The organism is Gemmatimonadaceae bacterium, assembly GCA_020852815.1.
In the GTDB taxonomy this organism is placed as follows: domain Bacteria; phylum Gemmatimonadota; class Gemmatimonadetes; order Gemmatimonadales; family Gemmatimonadaceae; genus SCN-70-22.
On the sequence record JADZAN010000037.1, the window covers coordinates 26,609 to 41,465 of the forward strand.

11 protein-coding genes are annotated in these 14,857 nt (G+C 66.8%); 3 read left to right on the top strand and 8 right to left on the bottom strand.

The window, feature by feature from the left end; translation table 11 throughout:
- Positions 1 to 187: 187 nt before the first annotated feature.
- The 4 genes from IT359_18345 to IT359_18360 form a co-directional block, all read right to left on the bottom strand.
- A complete protein-coding gene (locus IT359_18345) occupies positions 188 to 1,597 on the bottom strand; it encodes a sensor histidine kinase (protein MCC6930957.1) in 1,410 nt (469 codons plus the stop codon).
- A 195-nt stretch (positions 1,598 to 1,792) separates the two neighbouring features.
- Positions 1,793 to 2,275, bottom strand: a complete 483-nt coding sequence (locus IT359_18350; protein ID MCC6930958.1) for a hypothetical protein — start codon at positions 2,273 to 2,275, stop codon at positions 1,793 to 1,795.
- Positions 2,232 to 2,531, bottom strand: a complete 300-nt coding sequence (locus tag IT359_18355; GenBank protein ID MCC6930959.1) for a hypothetical protein — start codon at positions 2,529 to 2,531, stop codon at positions 2,232 to 2,234. Before IT359_18355 ends, IT359_18350 begins: the two co-directional genes overlap by 44 nt.
- 1,012 nt (positions 2,532 to 3,543) lie before the next feature.
- A complete protein-coding gene (locus tag IT359_18360; GenBank protein MCC6930960.1) occupies positions 3,544 to 3,819 on the bottom strand; it encodes a hypothetical protein in 276 nt (91 codons plus the stop codon).
- 84 nt (positions 3,820 to 3,903) lie between these two features.
- On the opposite strand from IT359_18360, the gene IT359_18365 reads away from it, so the two are divergent.
- Entirely contained in the window at positions 3,904 to 4,053 is a 150-nt protein-coding gene (locus tag IT359_18365) for a hypothetical protein (GenBank protein MCC6930961.1), read from the top strand.
- 175 nt (positions 4,054 to 4,228) lie between these two features.
- Here the strand turns inward: IT359_18365 and IT359_18370 are convergent, their stop codons facing one another.
- Positions 4,229 to 6,184 carry a multicopper oxidase domain-containing protein gene (locus IT359_18370; protein MCC6930962.1) on the bottom strand — a complete coding sequence of 652 codons (1,956 nt, stop codon included), beginning with the start codon at positions 6,182 to 6,184 and terminating at the stop codon, positions 4,229 to 4,231.
- Between the two features lie 277 nt (positions 6,185 to 6,461).
- On the opposite strand from IT359_18370, the gene IT359_18375 reads away from it, so the two are divergent.
- Complete coding sequence (locus IT359_18375; GenBank protein MCC6930963.1) at positions 6,462 to 8,414, top strand: hypothetical protein; 1,953 nt, start codon at positions 6,462 to 6,464, stop codon at positions 8,412 to 8,414.
- Here the strand turns inward: IT359_18375 and IT359_18380 are convergent.
- From IT359_18380 to IT359_18390, 3 genes are all read right to left on the bottom strand, one after another.
- Complete coding sequence (locus IT359_18380) at positions 8,411 to 9,616, bottom strand: ankyrin repeat domain-containing protein (GenBank protein MCC6930964.1); 1,206 nt, start codon at positions 9,614 to 9,616, stop codon at positions 8,411 to 8,413. The genes IT359_18375 and IT359_18380 overlap by 4 nt on opposite strands.
- Before the next feature lie 30 nt (positions 9,617 to 9,646).
- Entirely contained in the window at positions 9,647 to 12,004 is a 2,358-nt protein-coding gene (locus IT359_18385) for a DPP IV N-terminal domain-containing protein (GenBank protein ID MCC6930965.1), read from the bottom strand.
- Between the two features lie 124 nt (positions 12,005 to 12,128).
- A complete protein-coding gene (locus tag IT359_18390) occupies positions 12,129 to 12,545 on the bottom strand; it encodes a hypothetical protein (GenBank protein MCC6930966.1) in 417 nt (138 codons plus the stop codon).
- A 191-nt stretch (positions 12,546 to 12,736) separates the two neighbouring features.
- On the opposite strand from IT359_18390, the gene IT359_18395 reads away from it, so the two are divergent.
- Positions 12,737 to 14,125, top strand: coding sequence for an amidohydrolase family protein (locus IT359_18395; protein MCC6930967.1), 1,389 nt, complete (start codon positions 12,737 to 12,739; stop codon positions 14,123 to 14,125).
- Positions 14,126 to 14,857 lie beyond the last annotated feature (732 nt).

The following is a 14,857-nucleotide window of genomic DNA, read 5'->3' on the forward strand; positions in this document are numbered from 1 at the left end:
CATGGTAGTCAAGCGGCATAACGCCCGAGTTCACCTGCAAGGGAATCAGACAAAAGCGCGTGGCGAAGCCACGCGCAATCCTCAGTTCCCGTGTCAGGCGCAACGATCGTTATGCGGCTGGTCGCGATGATGATCTTCGATTACCCGCAAGTGGAAGCTGGTGCGGCGAGCAATCTGATGCTTGGGTCTACTTGCCTACCTTTGCAGTCGATACTCGGCCGATCGTTTCGGTGAGCGCAAGTTCAAACTCACGCGTAACGTCGCTCTCTCCTGACCGCGCGTGAGCGAATTCGTGCAGGAGGGTACCCGCGAATGAGCTCAGACTCCGGAGTTGCTCACGGCTGATGATGACGCGCCCCGTGTCCGGTTCCCAGACGCCAGCGGGATTCATCCCTTCCGTCACTGAAGGACGCATGGTTGCTGAAACAAGAACAGCCTTCACTTCGCGCGGAACGCCTCCGTCAAGCAATGCGATCTCGCCCCACTTTGAGAAAATGGCGCGCTCGCTCGCGGTGAGGTCGCGCTCCTCGATGAACTTGAACTCAAACGACTCGGACCACTCGCTCGCGAACTGTTCCAAAGACTGGAGCGGATTGCCTTCTACATCTGCGGTAGCGGCTAACTTGCCTGCGACTGTTGCTGGAATCGTAATGACGTCGCGACCCTCACCGATTGCGAGATCAATCATATCTTTGTCGCGTAGGGCTTGCTCAGATGTGATAAAGACTACCGGGCGAGCCGCATTGAGAATCTGGCAAGCCCGGAGGCCGACGTCGGCCCATGACTGAACCTCGTCATGCGCTGTCCCCTCTGAAAGGCGCGCTAGGTCGTCTACTAATACCTCCGCCACTGTTGGGGACTCCGCAACGAGCAGCATGGACTTGACCCGATCGCTGTAAGCGGTGCGCCCAACATTCGTGCGTTCCCGGTTGAGTGCCTTCAGCATCGGTTTCGTCAATACCGTGATGTTATAACTGAAAGCAAAATTCTCCTCTTCGGCAACAACCAAGCCTTTCACATATATCCGGGCCGGCTTTCCGGGTCGCCTGCTGAGGACTTGGCCAATTCTAGTTGTCTCAAGAAGCGTCTCGCCGGAGAAAGCGAGAAAGAATGCCTGAGCCTCTGTGATATCTGAGTCAGCGATGTTCTGTAGGATTACTTCGGTGCCGGACACGCCGCTGTCCAGCGCCGGTTGGACAGCGGCGTGAATTGTTTCAATGTCGGCGAAGCCTGCTTTGGGGCGATGTGCAAGCGAGATGCATCCGTGGCGTGATCGAAGCTCCACACCAACGCCGCGTCGATCCAGCACTGCTAGCGCATCCTTGAGTCCGACGCCAAATCGACCAATGACTTCTCGTTCCCGCTCAGCCTTCTCAACGCTCTCGTTCTGCGTTAGATGGCTGTGGTGAAGACCGCGACCGTGATCTCGAATACGCCAACGGCCATTGGCAATCCGGTCGATTTCTACAGGCAAAGTATTGGTCAGGGTACGCTCGTCGATCGCATTCGCAATCAATTCGCGAATGGCGTGCCGAACTTCCCAGCCCTCCAGCACTTTCTCAATGTTGAGGTCAAAGTAGCGGACAGTATCAGCCATAAAGAGGGGGTGCCTAAAGTGAGCTCGTGTTGCCGTATAACGCTCAAGTTCAGCTGCATGCGAGCCAGATAGGTGCGCATGCGGAGCATGCGCAATCGTCAAATCGCTTGCCGGCTGCAACGATCGTTACATGGCTTGCGCATCGTGACTGACGTACTTCGTAACGGACAGTCAGGTAGAGTACGGAGGCAATCGTCAGCTGAAAGGAAACAGGCTCCAAATTTCGGCCGCGACGACGTACAAGAAAACTCCAAATCCTGCCAGGAACGGTATGAGCGCTGCCCTCAGCCAGCGCCGTTTCGCCTCGCGTAGCGATCGGATGGCGCGCTCCTTGGCGGCCTCGGAGAATGCGACATACTCGCGAGGGTAGATGCCGAGAACCGTACAAACGATCGCCGCAAACCAGAGAAGCACCGGTGCGAAGAGCAAGGTCTGAGCGAGCGGCCGCGTCGCTACCGCAGGCAGCTTTACGTACTCTCGAAGGCTCGCAGAATACATCGCGATGACGATGCCGCATGTTGTCGCGATGTACTTGAGAGAATCAATGAGAACATCGATCGTCTTCTTCTCGAGGTCTTCGAAGTCGGCGACGCGCGGTGGTGACTTGCTCGGTGGCTTGCCTTCAAGAACCACACTACCAGCCGAAGCGCTTTCGAGCTTGGTCGATTGCGGCGCCATAGTCGCCGCGGCGTGCGTCTTCGATCGCTTTCGTGATCGCCGGGTCATCGGATGTTACACGCTCCAAGAGTTGCGAGATCATCTCCGTGGTCAGAGCGATCGCATTTGCGGCGCCGCACCTATCACAGTAAAACGTTACCTCTCGAGACGCGTTGGGGTCGGGCAGCATCCGCTCTACCCGTACGCGACCCTCGGCCGTGAGATGCAGACCACTAAACGTGTTGCATTTGAAGCAGCGGAAGCTCAGGTCGGGCATTGGGTGGCCTCCATAAGACACGTCCGGGAAATGGGTTTGAGCGAGCGGCCAACATGGATCGATCGCCCGGGCGTCGCTACATGGTGGCCTAGATGTTCAGAGGGCTATAAGCGAAGCAACAGCGTGGAGCCATCCAACGTGTAAGGTTCACCTGCAGGCGAACTCAATAGACGCGAGCGGAGCGAGCATCCGTCGCTCGCATGACAGGTGCAACCGATGTTGGGGCGAGCAGGGGTGGCGTGCGTTCGAGAGGAGGCCGGCCGAGGCGCGACCAACCACCCGAGCGCGGCGCCGAGCGCGGTCCCTCCGCCGACGAGCAGCGGAATACTGATGTACGGAGTAAAATCCTCGTCAGAAGGACCGAGCGCGTGGCGATAGTATGCATAGCCGGTGATCCCACCGATGAGGGCGCCGACCACCACGAAGGCCGTCGCGCGTCGGTGTGATGACACGAGGAGCGCGGGAGGTGCGGGCGAACGCAGACGGGGCGCGGCGTTCCAAGGCGACGCAGCGACGCGCTGCGCCGACACGCCGTGCCAGGGCAACGCGAGTAGGGCGATGGCGATTCTCGAAGCGCGCCGGTGCCTTGAACGCATCGTCTCATTCTCTCCCTGTGTCCGCCCAACGCAGATTCTCCAGTCCCCTCAGCCGCGCCGCTCCTATGCAGCGCCGTTCCCGACTGGCTATACCTCCACACCATAACGCCCCCGCTCGCCAACCTCCACACTGTTGCATCCCCAACACACTGCCACGTTTGATCAATCGAAGTCGCCTCGACCGGTGGACTATCCTCGCGCCGATGACGGGCTAGCACCACTCCGCCGCAGTGTCCCCCGGAGGCCCAAGGAGGAAAGTCTGCAGCCCCTCCCCCTCGCCCCTCAGCGGCCCACCACTTCCCTCTCACACGCGGCGACCCCTACGCCGGCTTCGCCACCTCCCCCGCCCCCTGGGCGGCAGCGGCCTGCTCCCCAGACAACACGCCAATACGGCAACACCGGCTCCCCCGGCCCCACTACCGGCGCCGCCCCACCCTCCACCACCCCACTCTCCCCAACCGCTTCGCCACCAACCCCGCGTTGCGCTCCCCATCATTGGCGCGGATCAGCGGCATCACCAACGAGTCGAGCAGCTTGAGCAACCGCACGGCGCGCCGCCCTTTGGAGATGGTGGTGGTTCCCGCCGCCACCCACTGCACGACGTTGCGATCTCGCGCATCGACGGCAGCGTTGAGCGCTTCGTTCCCCGCCAGCAGGCGGGCCAGATGACCCTTCGGCAATCCGGCCGCCACCAGCTTCTCCTCGAACGGTTTGGCGGTGTCGTGGAAGCCCCGCGCCGCGGTGACGAGCCCTGCAGGTTGTTGGACCGCGGAAGCTTGAGCGACACCACGGCCGGAACTCCCGCGGTTTCCGCGAACGGCGCCACGGTCCTCACCGGGTGCACCACGGGGCGCTGCTGGTCGTTGCGCAACGCGCGCGCGCGCACGCGCATGCTGTCGGTCCCCATCAGCGCCTCGCGCGCGTGACGGTCCTGCTGCGTCGCCTCCTCGGTCATCCGCGCAATCGTCGACTCCAACTCGGCGAAGGCGGCGACGAGCGCCGGCTCCTCAGCCATGGGCGGAAGGAAGTCGCGGACGCGACGGAGTGCCTGCAGGCGGTTCTTCTCCGGCTCGGCCGCACCCTAACGCGACGGGCGCGCTCTCATCGGGCGGCTACCACGCGTATCGGCTGCACCCCGAAGACGCGCGCATCGGTCGGCGTCCCCACGCGCACCTCGAGCTCCACTTCTCCCGGCTGGTCGATGCTGAACTCGTAGTCATACGTCTCGCCGATGGAAACGAGCTGCGCTACGGCGCGCGTGATCGCGAGCGCTGGCGCCACGTCGGCGCCGTCCTTGGCGACGAGCGTCCACGGCAGCACCACACCACCGCGCCGCAATGCCAGGCGCACCCCTGAGCGCCGCAGCGTCATGTTGATGAGACGCACGCGCACGCGCTCACCTGCGCGCACGACGATCGGCGCGGGCGACAACGCGCCATTCACGTAGACCACACGTGAGGCCTCGCCCTGGTCGGTGGGCGAGGTGATGAGGATGGGATGGTCGCGCGACGCATCGAACGGACGAGCGGGGTCACGCACGACGAGTGCACCGGCCAGCCCCGCTCCCTGCTGGCGGTCCTCATCGTAGTGGGTGTGGTAGATGAAGGTGCCGGCGCGCGGCGGGGTGAAGCGCACGACGAACGAGTCGCCAGGTGCAATGAGCGGCGTGGTCCTCGTCCCCATCCCGCTGAAGCCGGGGACGCCGTCGTAGTAGCTCTCCAGCTCGATGCCGTGCCAGTGCACGGCGGTGGGCTCGGCGAGGCGGTTGACGACGGTGATGCGCACCGGCTCGCCGCGCGTGACGACGAGCGTGGGCGATGCAACACGCCCGCTGTCGCGCGGCGGCTCGGCGCCCCCTTCATGGATGGCGTAGGAGAAGAGCGGCTCGCGCGCGGTGCTCCCCGCGCTCTCGCGCACGAGGAGGCGCAGGCGACGGCGGCCAGCGTCGAGGTCGCGCGGCGGTGCCGCGATGGCCGCACCGGCCGCACCGCCCCGCTGCCTAACGGTGACGCCGAGTACGAGGCCGCTCATTCCGCCCTGCGCGTGCGACACCGCGCCGATTTGCGCTGCGTGCCCGGTGGTGTCGCGCGGGAGCCCCAGCGGCGCGCGCGGGCCGAAGTGCTCCGGGATGTGGCAGTGGTAGAGCCAGTTGCCGGCGCGCTCGGGGACCCACGTCATGGCATAGGTCGCCCCCATGGTCAACGCCTCGGTCACCTCGCCAGGTGCACGATCGGCGGTGAAGAGGGTGTCGGTGGCTCCGTCGCCGCGCGCCGTCACGCGGAAGTAGAAGCCGTGCAGGTGCATCGGGTGCAGGTCACCCGACGCGTTGATCACGCGCCAACGCACGGTATCGCCCACGGTGGCAGTAAGCGTTTCACTGTTAGGCCAGGAGCGACCGTTGACGACGCCCAGGACGCGATGGCGCGGGAGGAAGGAGCGAGCGACGGTGTCGGTCCACATCCCGAGGACGAAGATGCGATCGCGTGGAGGAGACGCGGCATCGCGCGGATCAACCACAATCGCCCCGGTGAGCTGCGCGTCGAGCCCGGTGCGAAAGCCCATTACTCGGCGCGTCGTGGTTCCCCAGTAATAGAAGGTGCCGGGAGCGGTGAGGGTAAAGGTGAGCGTGCGGCGCTCGCCCGGGAGCAGGGTGATGGCCGCGGTGTCGGCAGGAGTCGTGAAGGGGCGCGGATGGAGCCCCTGCAGGCGCAGCGTGTCGTTTGGGAGTGCGTTGCGCACGGTGACGACGACGGTGCTCCCCTGTCGCACGCGCACGAGTGGGCCGGGGACGCTCGCGGTCCCTCCCTCCACGGCGAAGGCGGGAATGGTGACGCCTGGTGCGCGCGCGCCGTCGGGATGCCACTCGCCGAGCGTGGTGACGAGGGCCAGGCGCAGCGTGTCACCGCGCAGCCGGCCGGCGGGGCGGCGGTTGTCGTTAGGTGTGATGCGGGCGACCGGGGCGGCGGCGGCGCGCGACGCGACCGGCTGTGCGTTGACGCCGGTCGCCCGGGCCGAGCAGAGGACCGCGGTGAGCCACACGATGACGCGAGGCGACACGATCATGCGACTGGTGGCTCGGGGCATTGGGGGCGTTGATCGGAGAGCAACGCGATTCACGCGGCTCGAAGCTGCCGCTGGGCGCGTGGCCTCGACAAGCGTGCTCGGCCGTGCTCGCTCTTCTTCTACCATCGCCCACGCGCGTGTTTCGCGAAAGACGTCGCGCGCACGCCACACCCTTCCCGCCCGCCGTCACGCGCTGCATGATGCCGCCGGCCACCTACACATCAGCAACGGGCGGCCGCCATCGTGTCGTCCAACCTCGCTGGAGTGTGTCATGCCGGGGCGTACCCGTCGTTCGGGAAAGAAGAGGGAGGCGCCGCCCGCGTACACGCTCGGGCATCGCGTGGAGCGCGCCTGTCGCGTGAAGCCGTACGATCGCACCCCAGACGACCCCTTCTCCCGCCCGCTGCGGATCTTTGCCCTCGACCCCGCCGCGTCGCGACTGCACGGGAACGTGGCGTGCGTCGACGTGCCGTACGAGCCGCTCCTCCCCGGCCCCGAGGGGAAGATCTTCGTGGTCGACGCGCGCGAATACGACGAGCAAGGCAAGGTGGTGCGCGACAACCCGGCGCTCGATCTCGAGAACCACAAGCTCATCCTCTCGGCGGGGCTCGAGCCCTCACAGTCCGACCCGCGCTTCCACGCGCAGATGGTCTACGCGGTCTGCTCCACGCTGTACCGCCGCTTTCGCGAGGCGTTGGGGCGAAACGTGGCGTGGGGTTTCGTGCTCCCCAAGTCGGATGAAGCATGCGACTCGCCGGTGCGGCTGCGCATCAAGCCGCTCGCGCTCCCCGACCAGAACGCCTATTACGATCCCGACAAGGGGGAGCTGTCGTTCGGCTACTACCCCGCCGACAAGGACAAGACGTCCGGGCGCAACCTCCCGCTCGGCGTCGTCTACCTGAGCCTGGGGCACGACATCGTGGCGCACGAGTGCACACATGCGCTGCTGGACGGGCTGCGCGCGCACTTCACGACCACCACGCACATCGATGTGGCCGCCTTTCACGAAGGCTTTGCCGACATCGTCGCGCTGCTGCACCGCTTCTCGCACAAGGACGTGGTGCGCGAGGCGCTGCGCGCCTCACGCGGCCGGCTCGACACCGACCGCCTCACGGCCATCGGCCAGCAATTCGGCGAGACGCGAGGGGACTTCGGCCCCATCCGCAACGCCATCGACTACACCGTGAAAGCCGACGGGACGCGCCAGTACCTCTCCTACGCGTCGCAGAACGAGGCGCACAGCCGCGGTCGCATCTTCTGCGCGGCCATCTACGAGGCGTTCGTCACCATCTTTGACCGCAAGAAGGACCGCTACATCCGCCTTGCCACGGGTGGCACCGGCTACCGGAACGAACGCGAGCAACTCTCCACCGACCTGCTGGATGTGCTCACCGACCAGGCGCGCGTATTGGCCGAGCAGTTCCTCAACATCTGCATTCGCGCCATTGATTACTGCCCGCCGGTGGACATTCGCTTTGGCGACTTCCTGCGCGCGGTGATCACGGCCGACCGCGACATGGTCCCCGAGGATCCCTACGGCTATCGCGAAGCGCTGATCGACGCCTTCCGCAAGCGGGGGATCTTTCCCGACGATGTCCCCAACCTGGGCGAGGACGCGCTGCTCTGGCGCAAGCCGCAGGTGCAACTTCCGCGCGTGGAGGCGCTCTCGTTCGCCGAGCTGGCCTTTGATGGCGACCCCGGGCGCGCGCCGCGCGTGACGGAGCTGCGGCGCCAGGCCAACGAGGTGGGGAAGCTGATGACCAACCCGAAGTACATGCGGGAGTTCGGGCTGGTGGACCCCACGTCGCCGTTGCCACCTGAGACAAAGAACGCCGTCACGGTCGACACGCCGATCGTGGAATCGGTGCGCGCCGCTCGCCGCGTTGGGCCTGACGGCAATGTCATCTTCGACCTCGTGGCCGAGGTGACGCAACGCGTGGAGCGGCGCTTATCGCGGGGAAGGCGCGTGGAGCTGTACGGCGGTGCGACGATCCTCATCGACGCCTGGGGCGACGTGCGCTTCGTGATTCGCAAGCGCGTCCTGCGCGAGAAACAGGACGCGGAGGCGATCGACTTCCTCACTGGCGCGGGCGCCGACTACTGGCACCTCGACGGCCAGGTGCTTCACCCGGTGCGCTCGGCGTTCCGGTTGATTCACGAACGGCGGCGGCGAGAAGAGGCAAACAAGGCGAAGCGGACGCGGAAGGCGAAGGCCTCGCGCTAGCCCTCGCGCAGCGCGCGCTGGAAGAGGGGCCAGAGTTCCGCATCGCCGCGCAGCCGGTCGTCGTCGATCCATTCGCGCGTGACCGTTGCCCCCGCCTCGAGCAAGCGAAGGACAACAGCGCGATAGGGCTCGCCGGGGGTGCGATTCTCGACGAGCCAGGCGTGCAGTGCCCAGACTACCGGCGGCGTGCCGTAGCGCCCGTCAGCCGAGTCGATCGGTGCGCCGCGCGCCAGGAGGAGGTCGACCAGCGCCTCGTCGCCGCGATGCGCCGCGATGTGGAGCGCGGACTCGCCATCGGTTGGGTGGCGCGTGTCGACGGCGAGGCCGTGATCGAGGAGCGCGGCAATCGCCGCGTGCCTTCCATACCAGCTGGCCATGAAGAGGGCGTGTACGATCTCCTTGTCATCGGCCGCGATGTTTCCCGCGGCGAGGTGGGCGCGGAGGAGGTCGACGCGCCCGATCCCCGCCGCGTCCTGCAGTCCCACCTCTCCCCCCTTGGCCGCCATGTGCGCCGCCGCTTCGGGACACCCGTTCATCAGCGCCGAGTGCACGATGCGAGGCTCGAGCGGTGCACCGCGCGCCATGAGGAGGTCGGCGAGTTGCAGCTGCACGCCTGCGCCTCGCGGATGGGCACTCGTCACCGTGAGGCCGAGCACCTTCGCTCCTCCGCCGTACATCTCACCCTCGGCGTTGACGTCGGCGCCGGCATCGAGCAGCCGCTCGGCGATGGCGAGGATTCCCGGCGGTGTGCGTTGTCGATAGTTCTCCACGCCGTTGGCGGCCACGTAGTGAAGGAGCGTGGCGCGATGCACGCGCGTGGAGCGCTGGTGCACGAGCGCGGGCGTGCGCGCGAGGAGGGCGTCGAGCGTGGCGAGATCACCGCTGACGATGGCGTCGGCGGCCCGCTCGAAGTCGGCGACGGGAGAACCGTCGAGGCCGAGCGCGTCGAGGTGCGCGGTGAGCGCCTCCCAGTCGGCAAAGCCGTGCGCGAGGGCGAGGATGGCTTGCGACTGTGCGAGTGCGTCGTTCGACTCGGCGAGGCGTGCCTTCGCGTACGCCGCCAGCCGCACATCCCGTCCTGCGCCGACCCGCGACGTTGTCCAGGCAGCGAGCTCCTCGTCGCCGGTGCGCGCGGCCAGCACCAGCGCCGCGGCGTCGCGCTCGAACATCGCGACGTCGGCGCCGGCTGGAAGGGGGAGCACGTCCTGGGGGTTGGGATACACCTGCGTTGCCTAACGTGGCATGCGGAAGACGTAGTCGGCCGGCGGCTCCTCGCGCCGCAGGTGGCGCACGAAGTAGTCCATGGTGAGCTGGATGGCGTACGGCTCGATGGCGTAGCCGTGGTTGCGGTTGGGAAAGACAAAGACATCGAACTTCTTGTTGGCCCGGATGAGCGCGTCGATCACGGCGAGCGTCATGTCGGGATGCACGTTGTCGTCCAGCGTGCCGTAGGACAGGAGGAGCTTCCCCTTGAGGTTGGCGGCAAGACTCTGGTTGGCCTGCGAGTCGTAGTTGCTCCCGCCGGTTTGGTTCTTCACCAGGAGGCCGTGATACTTCTCGCCCCACGGGAAGTGGTAGACGCGCTGGTCATGATTGCCGGCCCCCGACACGGCCACCTTGTAGAAGTCGGGGTAGCGCAGGATGGCATCGGTCCCCGAGAAGCCGCCACCGGAGTGTCCATAGATCCCGACGCGGTCGAGGTCCATCGCGCGGTAGCGCACGCCGAGCGCCTTGATGGCCGAGATGTGATCCGGGATCCCGTTGTCGGTCATGTTGGCGTAGTACGCATCGTGGAACGCCTTGGAGCGTACGGGGGAGCCGAAGGCATCGACGGTGAAGACGATGAAGCCCAGCTCCGCCATCGACTGCGTGAAGCCAGCCGCGCTGGCGACAAACGATCGTGTGGCGACGGCGCCGATCTGCGGCCCGGGGTAGATGTAGTCGAGGACGGGATACGACTTGGTGGAGTCGTAGTCGCTGGGGAAGTAGAGATAGCCGTACACGTCGGTGACGCCGTCGCGCCCCTTGGCGGTGAAAGGCACGGGAGGCTTCCAGCCGACGGCAGCCAACGGGGCGATGTCCCCCTTCTCGATCCCTTGCAGCACGCGACCGTCAGCTGCACGCAGGACGCCGGTGGGGGCCAGGTCGCGGCGCGAGTAGAGGTCGACGAAGTACTTCCCCGAGGGGGTGACGGTGACGGCGTGGTCGGCGTTCTCCGGGGTGAGGCGCGCGAGCCCGCTCCCGTCCAGCGCGACCTTGTAGAAGAGGCGATAGTAGGGATCGACGCCGCCCTCGCGCCCTACGCCAGCGAAGTGCACGGTGCCCAGCGTCTCGTCGACGGAGAGGAGGTCGAGGACGAGCCACGCCCCGCTCGTCACCTGGTTGATCACCTTCCCCGTGGCGACATCGATGCGATAGAGGTGCCCCCACCCGTCTCGCTCCGACCACCAGAGCAGTTCCTTGCCGTTCTTGAGCGGGCGCCAGTTGGGGGCACCAAACTGGTTGAGTTCGCGATACGTCTTGCCCGAGTCGGTGAAGACGAGCCGCGCCTTGCCGCTGGCGGGATCGCCCTGCCACACGTCGTACTTCTTGAAATCGCGCGAGCGCGCCGTGACAAAGAGCGACGCGCCGTCCCTGGTCCACTGCACGTCGTCGAACGACGAATCGGCGCTGGTGAAGAAGCCGGGGATGGGGGCGATCTCGAGCTTCACGCCACGCCTGGCCTCGACGTCGAAGACGTATGCCTCCCACGTGGGGATGACCGAGTCGCCCGGGAGCGCGTAATGGTAGCTGTGGAGCTTTGGGCGCCCGCCGGGAACAGTCTCGATGAGGTTGAGGAGCTCGACGCGACGCTCGTCGTAGCGGTGTGTCGCGATGCGCCTGGAGTCGGGCGACCAGCGCAGCACGGGCCACACCTTTCGCTTCGCGCGCCGGTTGGTGATCTCCTGGCAGCACCCCTCGGGGACAACGCCGTATCCCCAATTGGCCTCGCCATCGGTGGAGAGCTGCGTCTCCTCCCCGCTGGCGACGTTGCGGACCCACAGGTTCTCGTTGCGCGAGAAGGCGGCCCACTTCCCATCCGGGGAGAGGATCTCGTCCTTGGCCGGTGCCGCGGCCTTCTCTCTCGCTGCGCACGTGTAGGCGACGATGTCGCAGGTGAAGCGCGCCGAGTCGGCCACGTTGAACCGGATTGCCTGGCCGTTGCGGACGTACTCGAACTCGGTGAAGGGGAGCTTCCCGGCTGCATACGCCGTATCAGCGGCGAGGGAGAGGGCGGCGGCGAGACGCACGTGATCGAAGGCAGTGGCGCGCGTCCCGCGAACCGGGTCGACGACGATGAACTCACCGCCCAGCCCGCGCGATGCGCGGAACCAGAAGCGGTCGCCGTCGAGCCAGTGCGGGTCGATGGTGTTCCCGGAGACGAGCGACTGCGCATTCCAAGGCAGGAACGCGTCGGCGCGAGCGTAGCGCGCCGAGAGCGACTGCGCGGCGAGCTGGGAGGGCGTGGCGGCGAAGAGGAGAGCGGCGACGAGCGCGGCGAGAGACGCGCGAACGAAGGTAAAGGCGTCGCCGGCGGGACGGATGTGCACGAAAGGGGCTCCGGAAGGGACGCTCGAAGAACGGCCTTCCGGAGCCCGCGGTCAAGGAGTGCGACGAGAACGCGCCGCCTTCGGAGCGCGCGTCGCGACGCCTACGGAGCGCGCGTCGCGACGCCTACGGCACGTCCTCGTACAGCACGTCGGCGATGGCGCGATCGCGGTGCGAGGCCTCGTGCCAGACGCGCACGCTGGCCAGCGACAGTCGCCCGTTGCCGTTTGGACGCCGCTCCCACGCCTCGGCGGCGACTTCCGCCGGGGTGCGTGCCGGCTCGGTGGCCGAGATCACGAGCGCATCGGCGCGCTGGATGTTCTCGGGCTCCGGGTCGTCGTAGCCGTGCTCGATGCGATCCCACGCCCAGACGAGCGACCCTTTCTCGGTGCGGAAGAGCCGGACGCGGGTGTCGGACTCGCCGTTCTCCTCGTCGAAGATCGTGTGGGCCGCGAGGAGGACGCCCGTCAGGCGCAATGGCTTGGCGTCGGTGCGGAAGATCAGGTGCTGCGACGGCGCAGTGCTGCTCGCGAAGGCGAACATGGAGACTCCTCGTTCACTGGGTGAGTGTCTGACTGCTCGATGGATCGGTGGACTGCGAACGTGCGCGCTGTTTTGCCGGCCGCGCGCGAGACCGGTCGGAACACCGTCCTCCGTAATTGGTGCCCTGGGGCGAGTCCGATGGTGGTGAGTATCGAGGCAGGAGGGGCGCGCGTCAACAGGGGCGCCTCATATTGCGCGACCGTCGAACGGTCCGCCAATTCCTTCTCGCCATCGACCTCGCCTCCACCACCTTGCACATGGCCCAGGCAATCCATCGCATGCATTCGCTGCCGGTGCCCGCGTTGTTCGCGTTCCCCGCGCTGCTCGCGCTGCTCGCGCTGTCGTCGCACTGGTTAGGCGCGCAGCCGCGCCCGACCCAACGACCGCGCATCGTCGTCGTCGACTCCGTCGCGGTCATCGACGTCAACGCCCGCAAGGCGACGCCGATGCAGCGCATCGTGATGCGCGGCGACTCGATCGTCGCTGTGCAGTCGGTGAACGCGACGCCCCCCGACACGATCGATGAACGCGTGAATGCGCGCGGTGCCTTCGTGATTCCCGGGCTCACCGACCATCACGTGCACCTGACGCCGGGCATGACGGCGGCGCTCGAACGTGGCGCGCGCGGCGGCGTGACGATGGTGCAGGCCATGGCGGGGGACAACCGCACGGCCGGCGAGTACGCGCGCGCCTCGCACGCGCGGGAGATCATCGCACCGGAGATCGCCTACGCCTCGGTCATGGCGGGCCCCGCCTTCTTCGTGGACCCGCGCTTCATCGGGGCGAGCGATGGCTTCCCGATCGGGAAGGCGCCGTGGGCGCAGGCGGTCACCTCGGAACGGAGCGACGCCGAGCTGGCGATCGCGGTCGCCGCGGCCCGCGGCTCGGGGGCGGAGGTGCTCAAGCTCTACGCGATGATGGACAGTGCGCTGGTGGCGCGCCTCACCGCCGAGGGACACCGGCAGGGGATGCGCGTCGTGGCGCACGGGACGGTCTTTCCCGCTCGACCGTTGCAACTGGCGACCGCCGGCGTCGACGTCCTGGCGCACGCGCCGTATCTCTCGTGGCAGGGCGCGCGCGAGATCCGTCCCGAGGATTCGTGGAAGCGACGCGATGGCCCTTATGCGACCGTGCCCGTCGACGGCGCCGAGATGACCGCGCTGCTCTCGGCGATGAAGGCGCGGGGGACGTATCTCGAGCCGACGCTGTGGGTCTTTGGGCGCGAGGAGGTGCCGCCGGTGGTGGGGGCGTGGGGGGCAGCGCTCACCGTGCGGGCGATGGCGGCGGGGATCCCGATCCTGGCCGGGACCGACGGCTTCGTGGAGCGCGACACCACGGCGCTGCCGGTGATCCACCGCGAGCTGCAACGCCTGGTCGATGCCGGGCTCACCCCGGCCGCCGCGCTCGCCGCGGCGACCACGGTGCCGGCGCGCGAGATGCGCCGCGAGCGCACGCACGGCGCCGTCGCGCCGGGGCGTGTGGCCGACCTCGTCATCCTCGACGCCAACCCGCTCATCGACATCCGCAACACGACGCGCATCCGGGCGGTGGTGCTGCGGGGGCGGGTGTTGTCTCGTTAGGGGTTCGTCGTTTCGAGAAGCTTGACACGGAGGTACGCGGAGGGCACACGGAGGTGCGCGGAGGAGACGCGGCGCAGGCACAGCGGAGACACAGCGGAGGCACGGCGGAGGCACGGCGGCAACAACACAAGCACGACACGGAGGCTCACGGAGGAGACACGGAGAAGTCCAAGAGCACGACACGGAGGCTCACGGAGGAGACACGGAGGTAAACGGAGGAGTGCCGTGACGCGCCGAACCCAGCCCACACGCCCACCTTCCCAGCGCAAGCTGGGATCCATTTGTCCTCGACATACTCGCGATCGGCTGCCTCGGGCGTTAGTGATCGCAACAACACAAGCACGTCACGGAGTCTCACGGAGGAGACACGGAGAAGTCCAAGAGCACGACACGGAGGCTCACGGCGGATGCACACGGAGGAGACACGGAGGCGCACGAAGGAGTGCCGTGACGCGCCGAACCCAACCCCCACGCCCACCTTCCCAGCGAAAGCTGGGATCCATTTGTCCTCGGCATACTCGCGATCGACTGCCTCGGGCGTCCGTGATCGCAACAACACAAGCACGACACGGAGGCTCACGGAGGAGACACGGAGAAGTCCAAGATGTAGTGGTTCACCGGAAATCGCACTTTCGGGCGATCTGAGCGAGTGACACTCTTCCCTCGACCGGCGAGTGGCCGGGACGCGAAGGGAGGCATGCCATGAGCGAGCAGACCGGCAGGGCGAAACCT

Bases quoted from the DNA above. Each gene is read 5' to 3' on its own strand.
- IT359_18345 (MCC6930957.1), bottom strand. From the start codon at position 1,597: ATGGCTGATACTGTCCGCTACTTTGACCTCAACATTGAGAAAGTGCTG.
- IT359_18350 (MCC6930958.1), bottom strand. From the start codon at position 2,275: ATGGCGCCGCAATCGACCAAGCTCGAAAGCGCTTCGGCTGGTAGTGTG.
- IT359_18355 (MCC6930959.1), bottom strand. From the start codon at position 2,531: ATGCCCGACCTGAGCTTCCGCTGCTTCAAATGCAACACGTTTAGTGGT.
- IT359_18375 (MCC6930963.1), top strand. From the start codon at position 6,462: ATGCCGGGGCGTACCCGTCGTTCGGGAAAGAAGAGGGAGGCGCCGCCC.
- IT359_18390 (MCC6930966.1), bottom strand. From the start codon at position 12,545: ATGTTCGCCTTCGCGAGCAGCACTGCGCCGTCGCAGCACCTGATCTTC.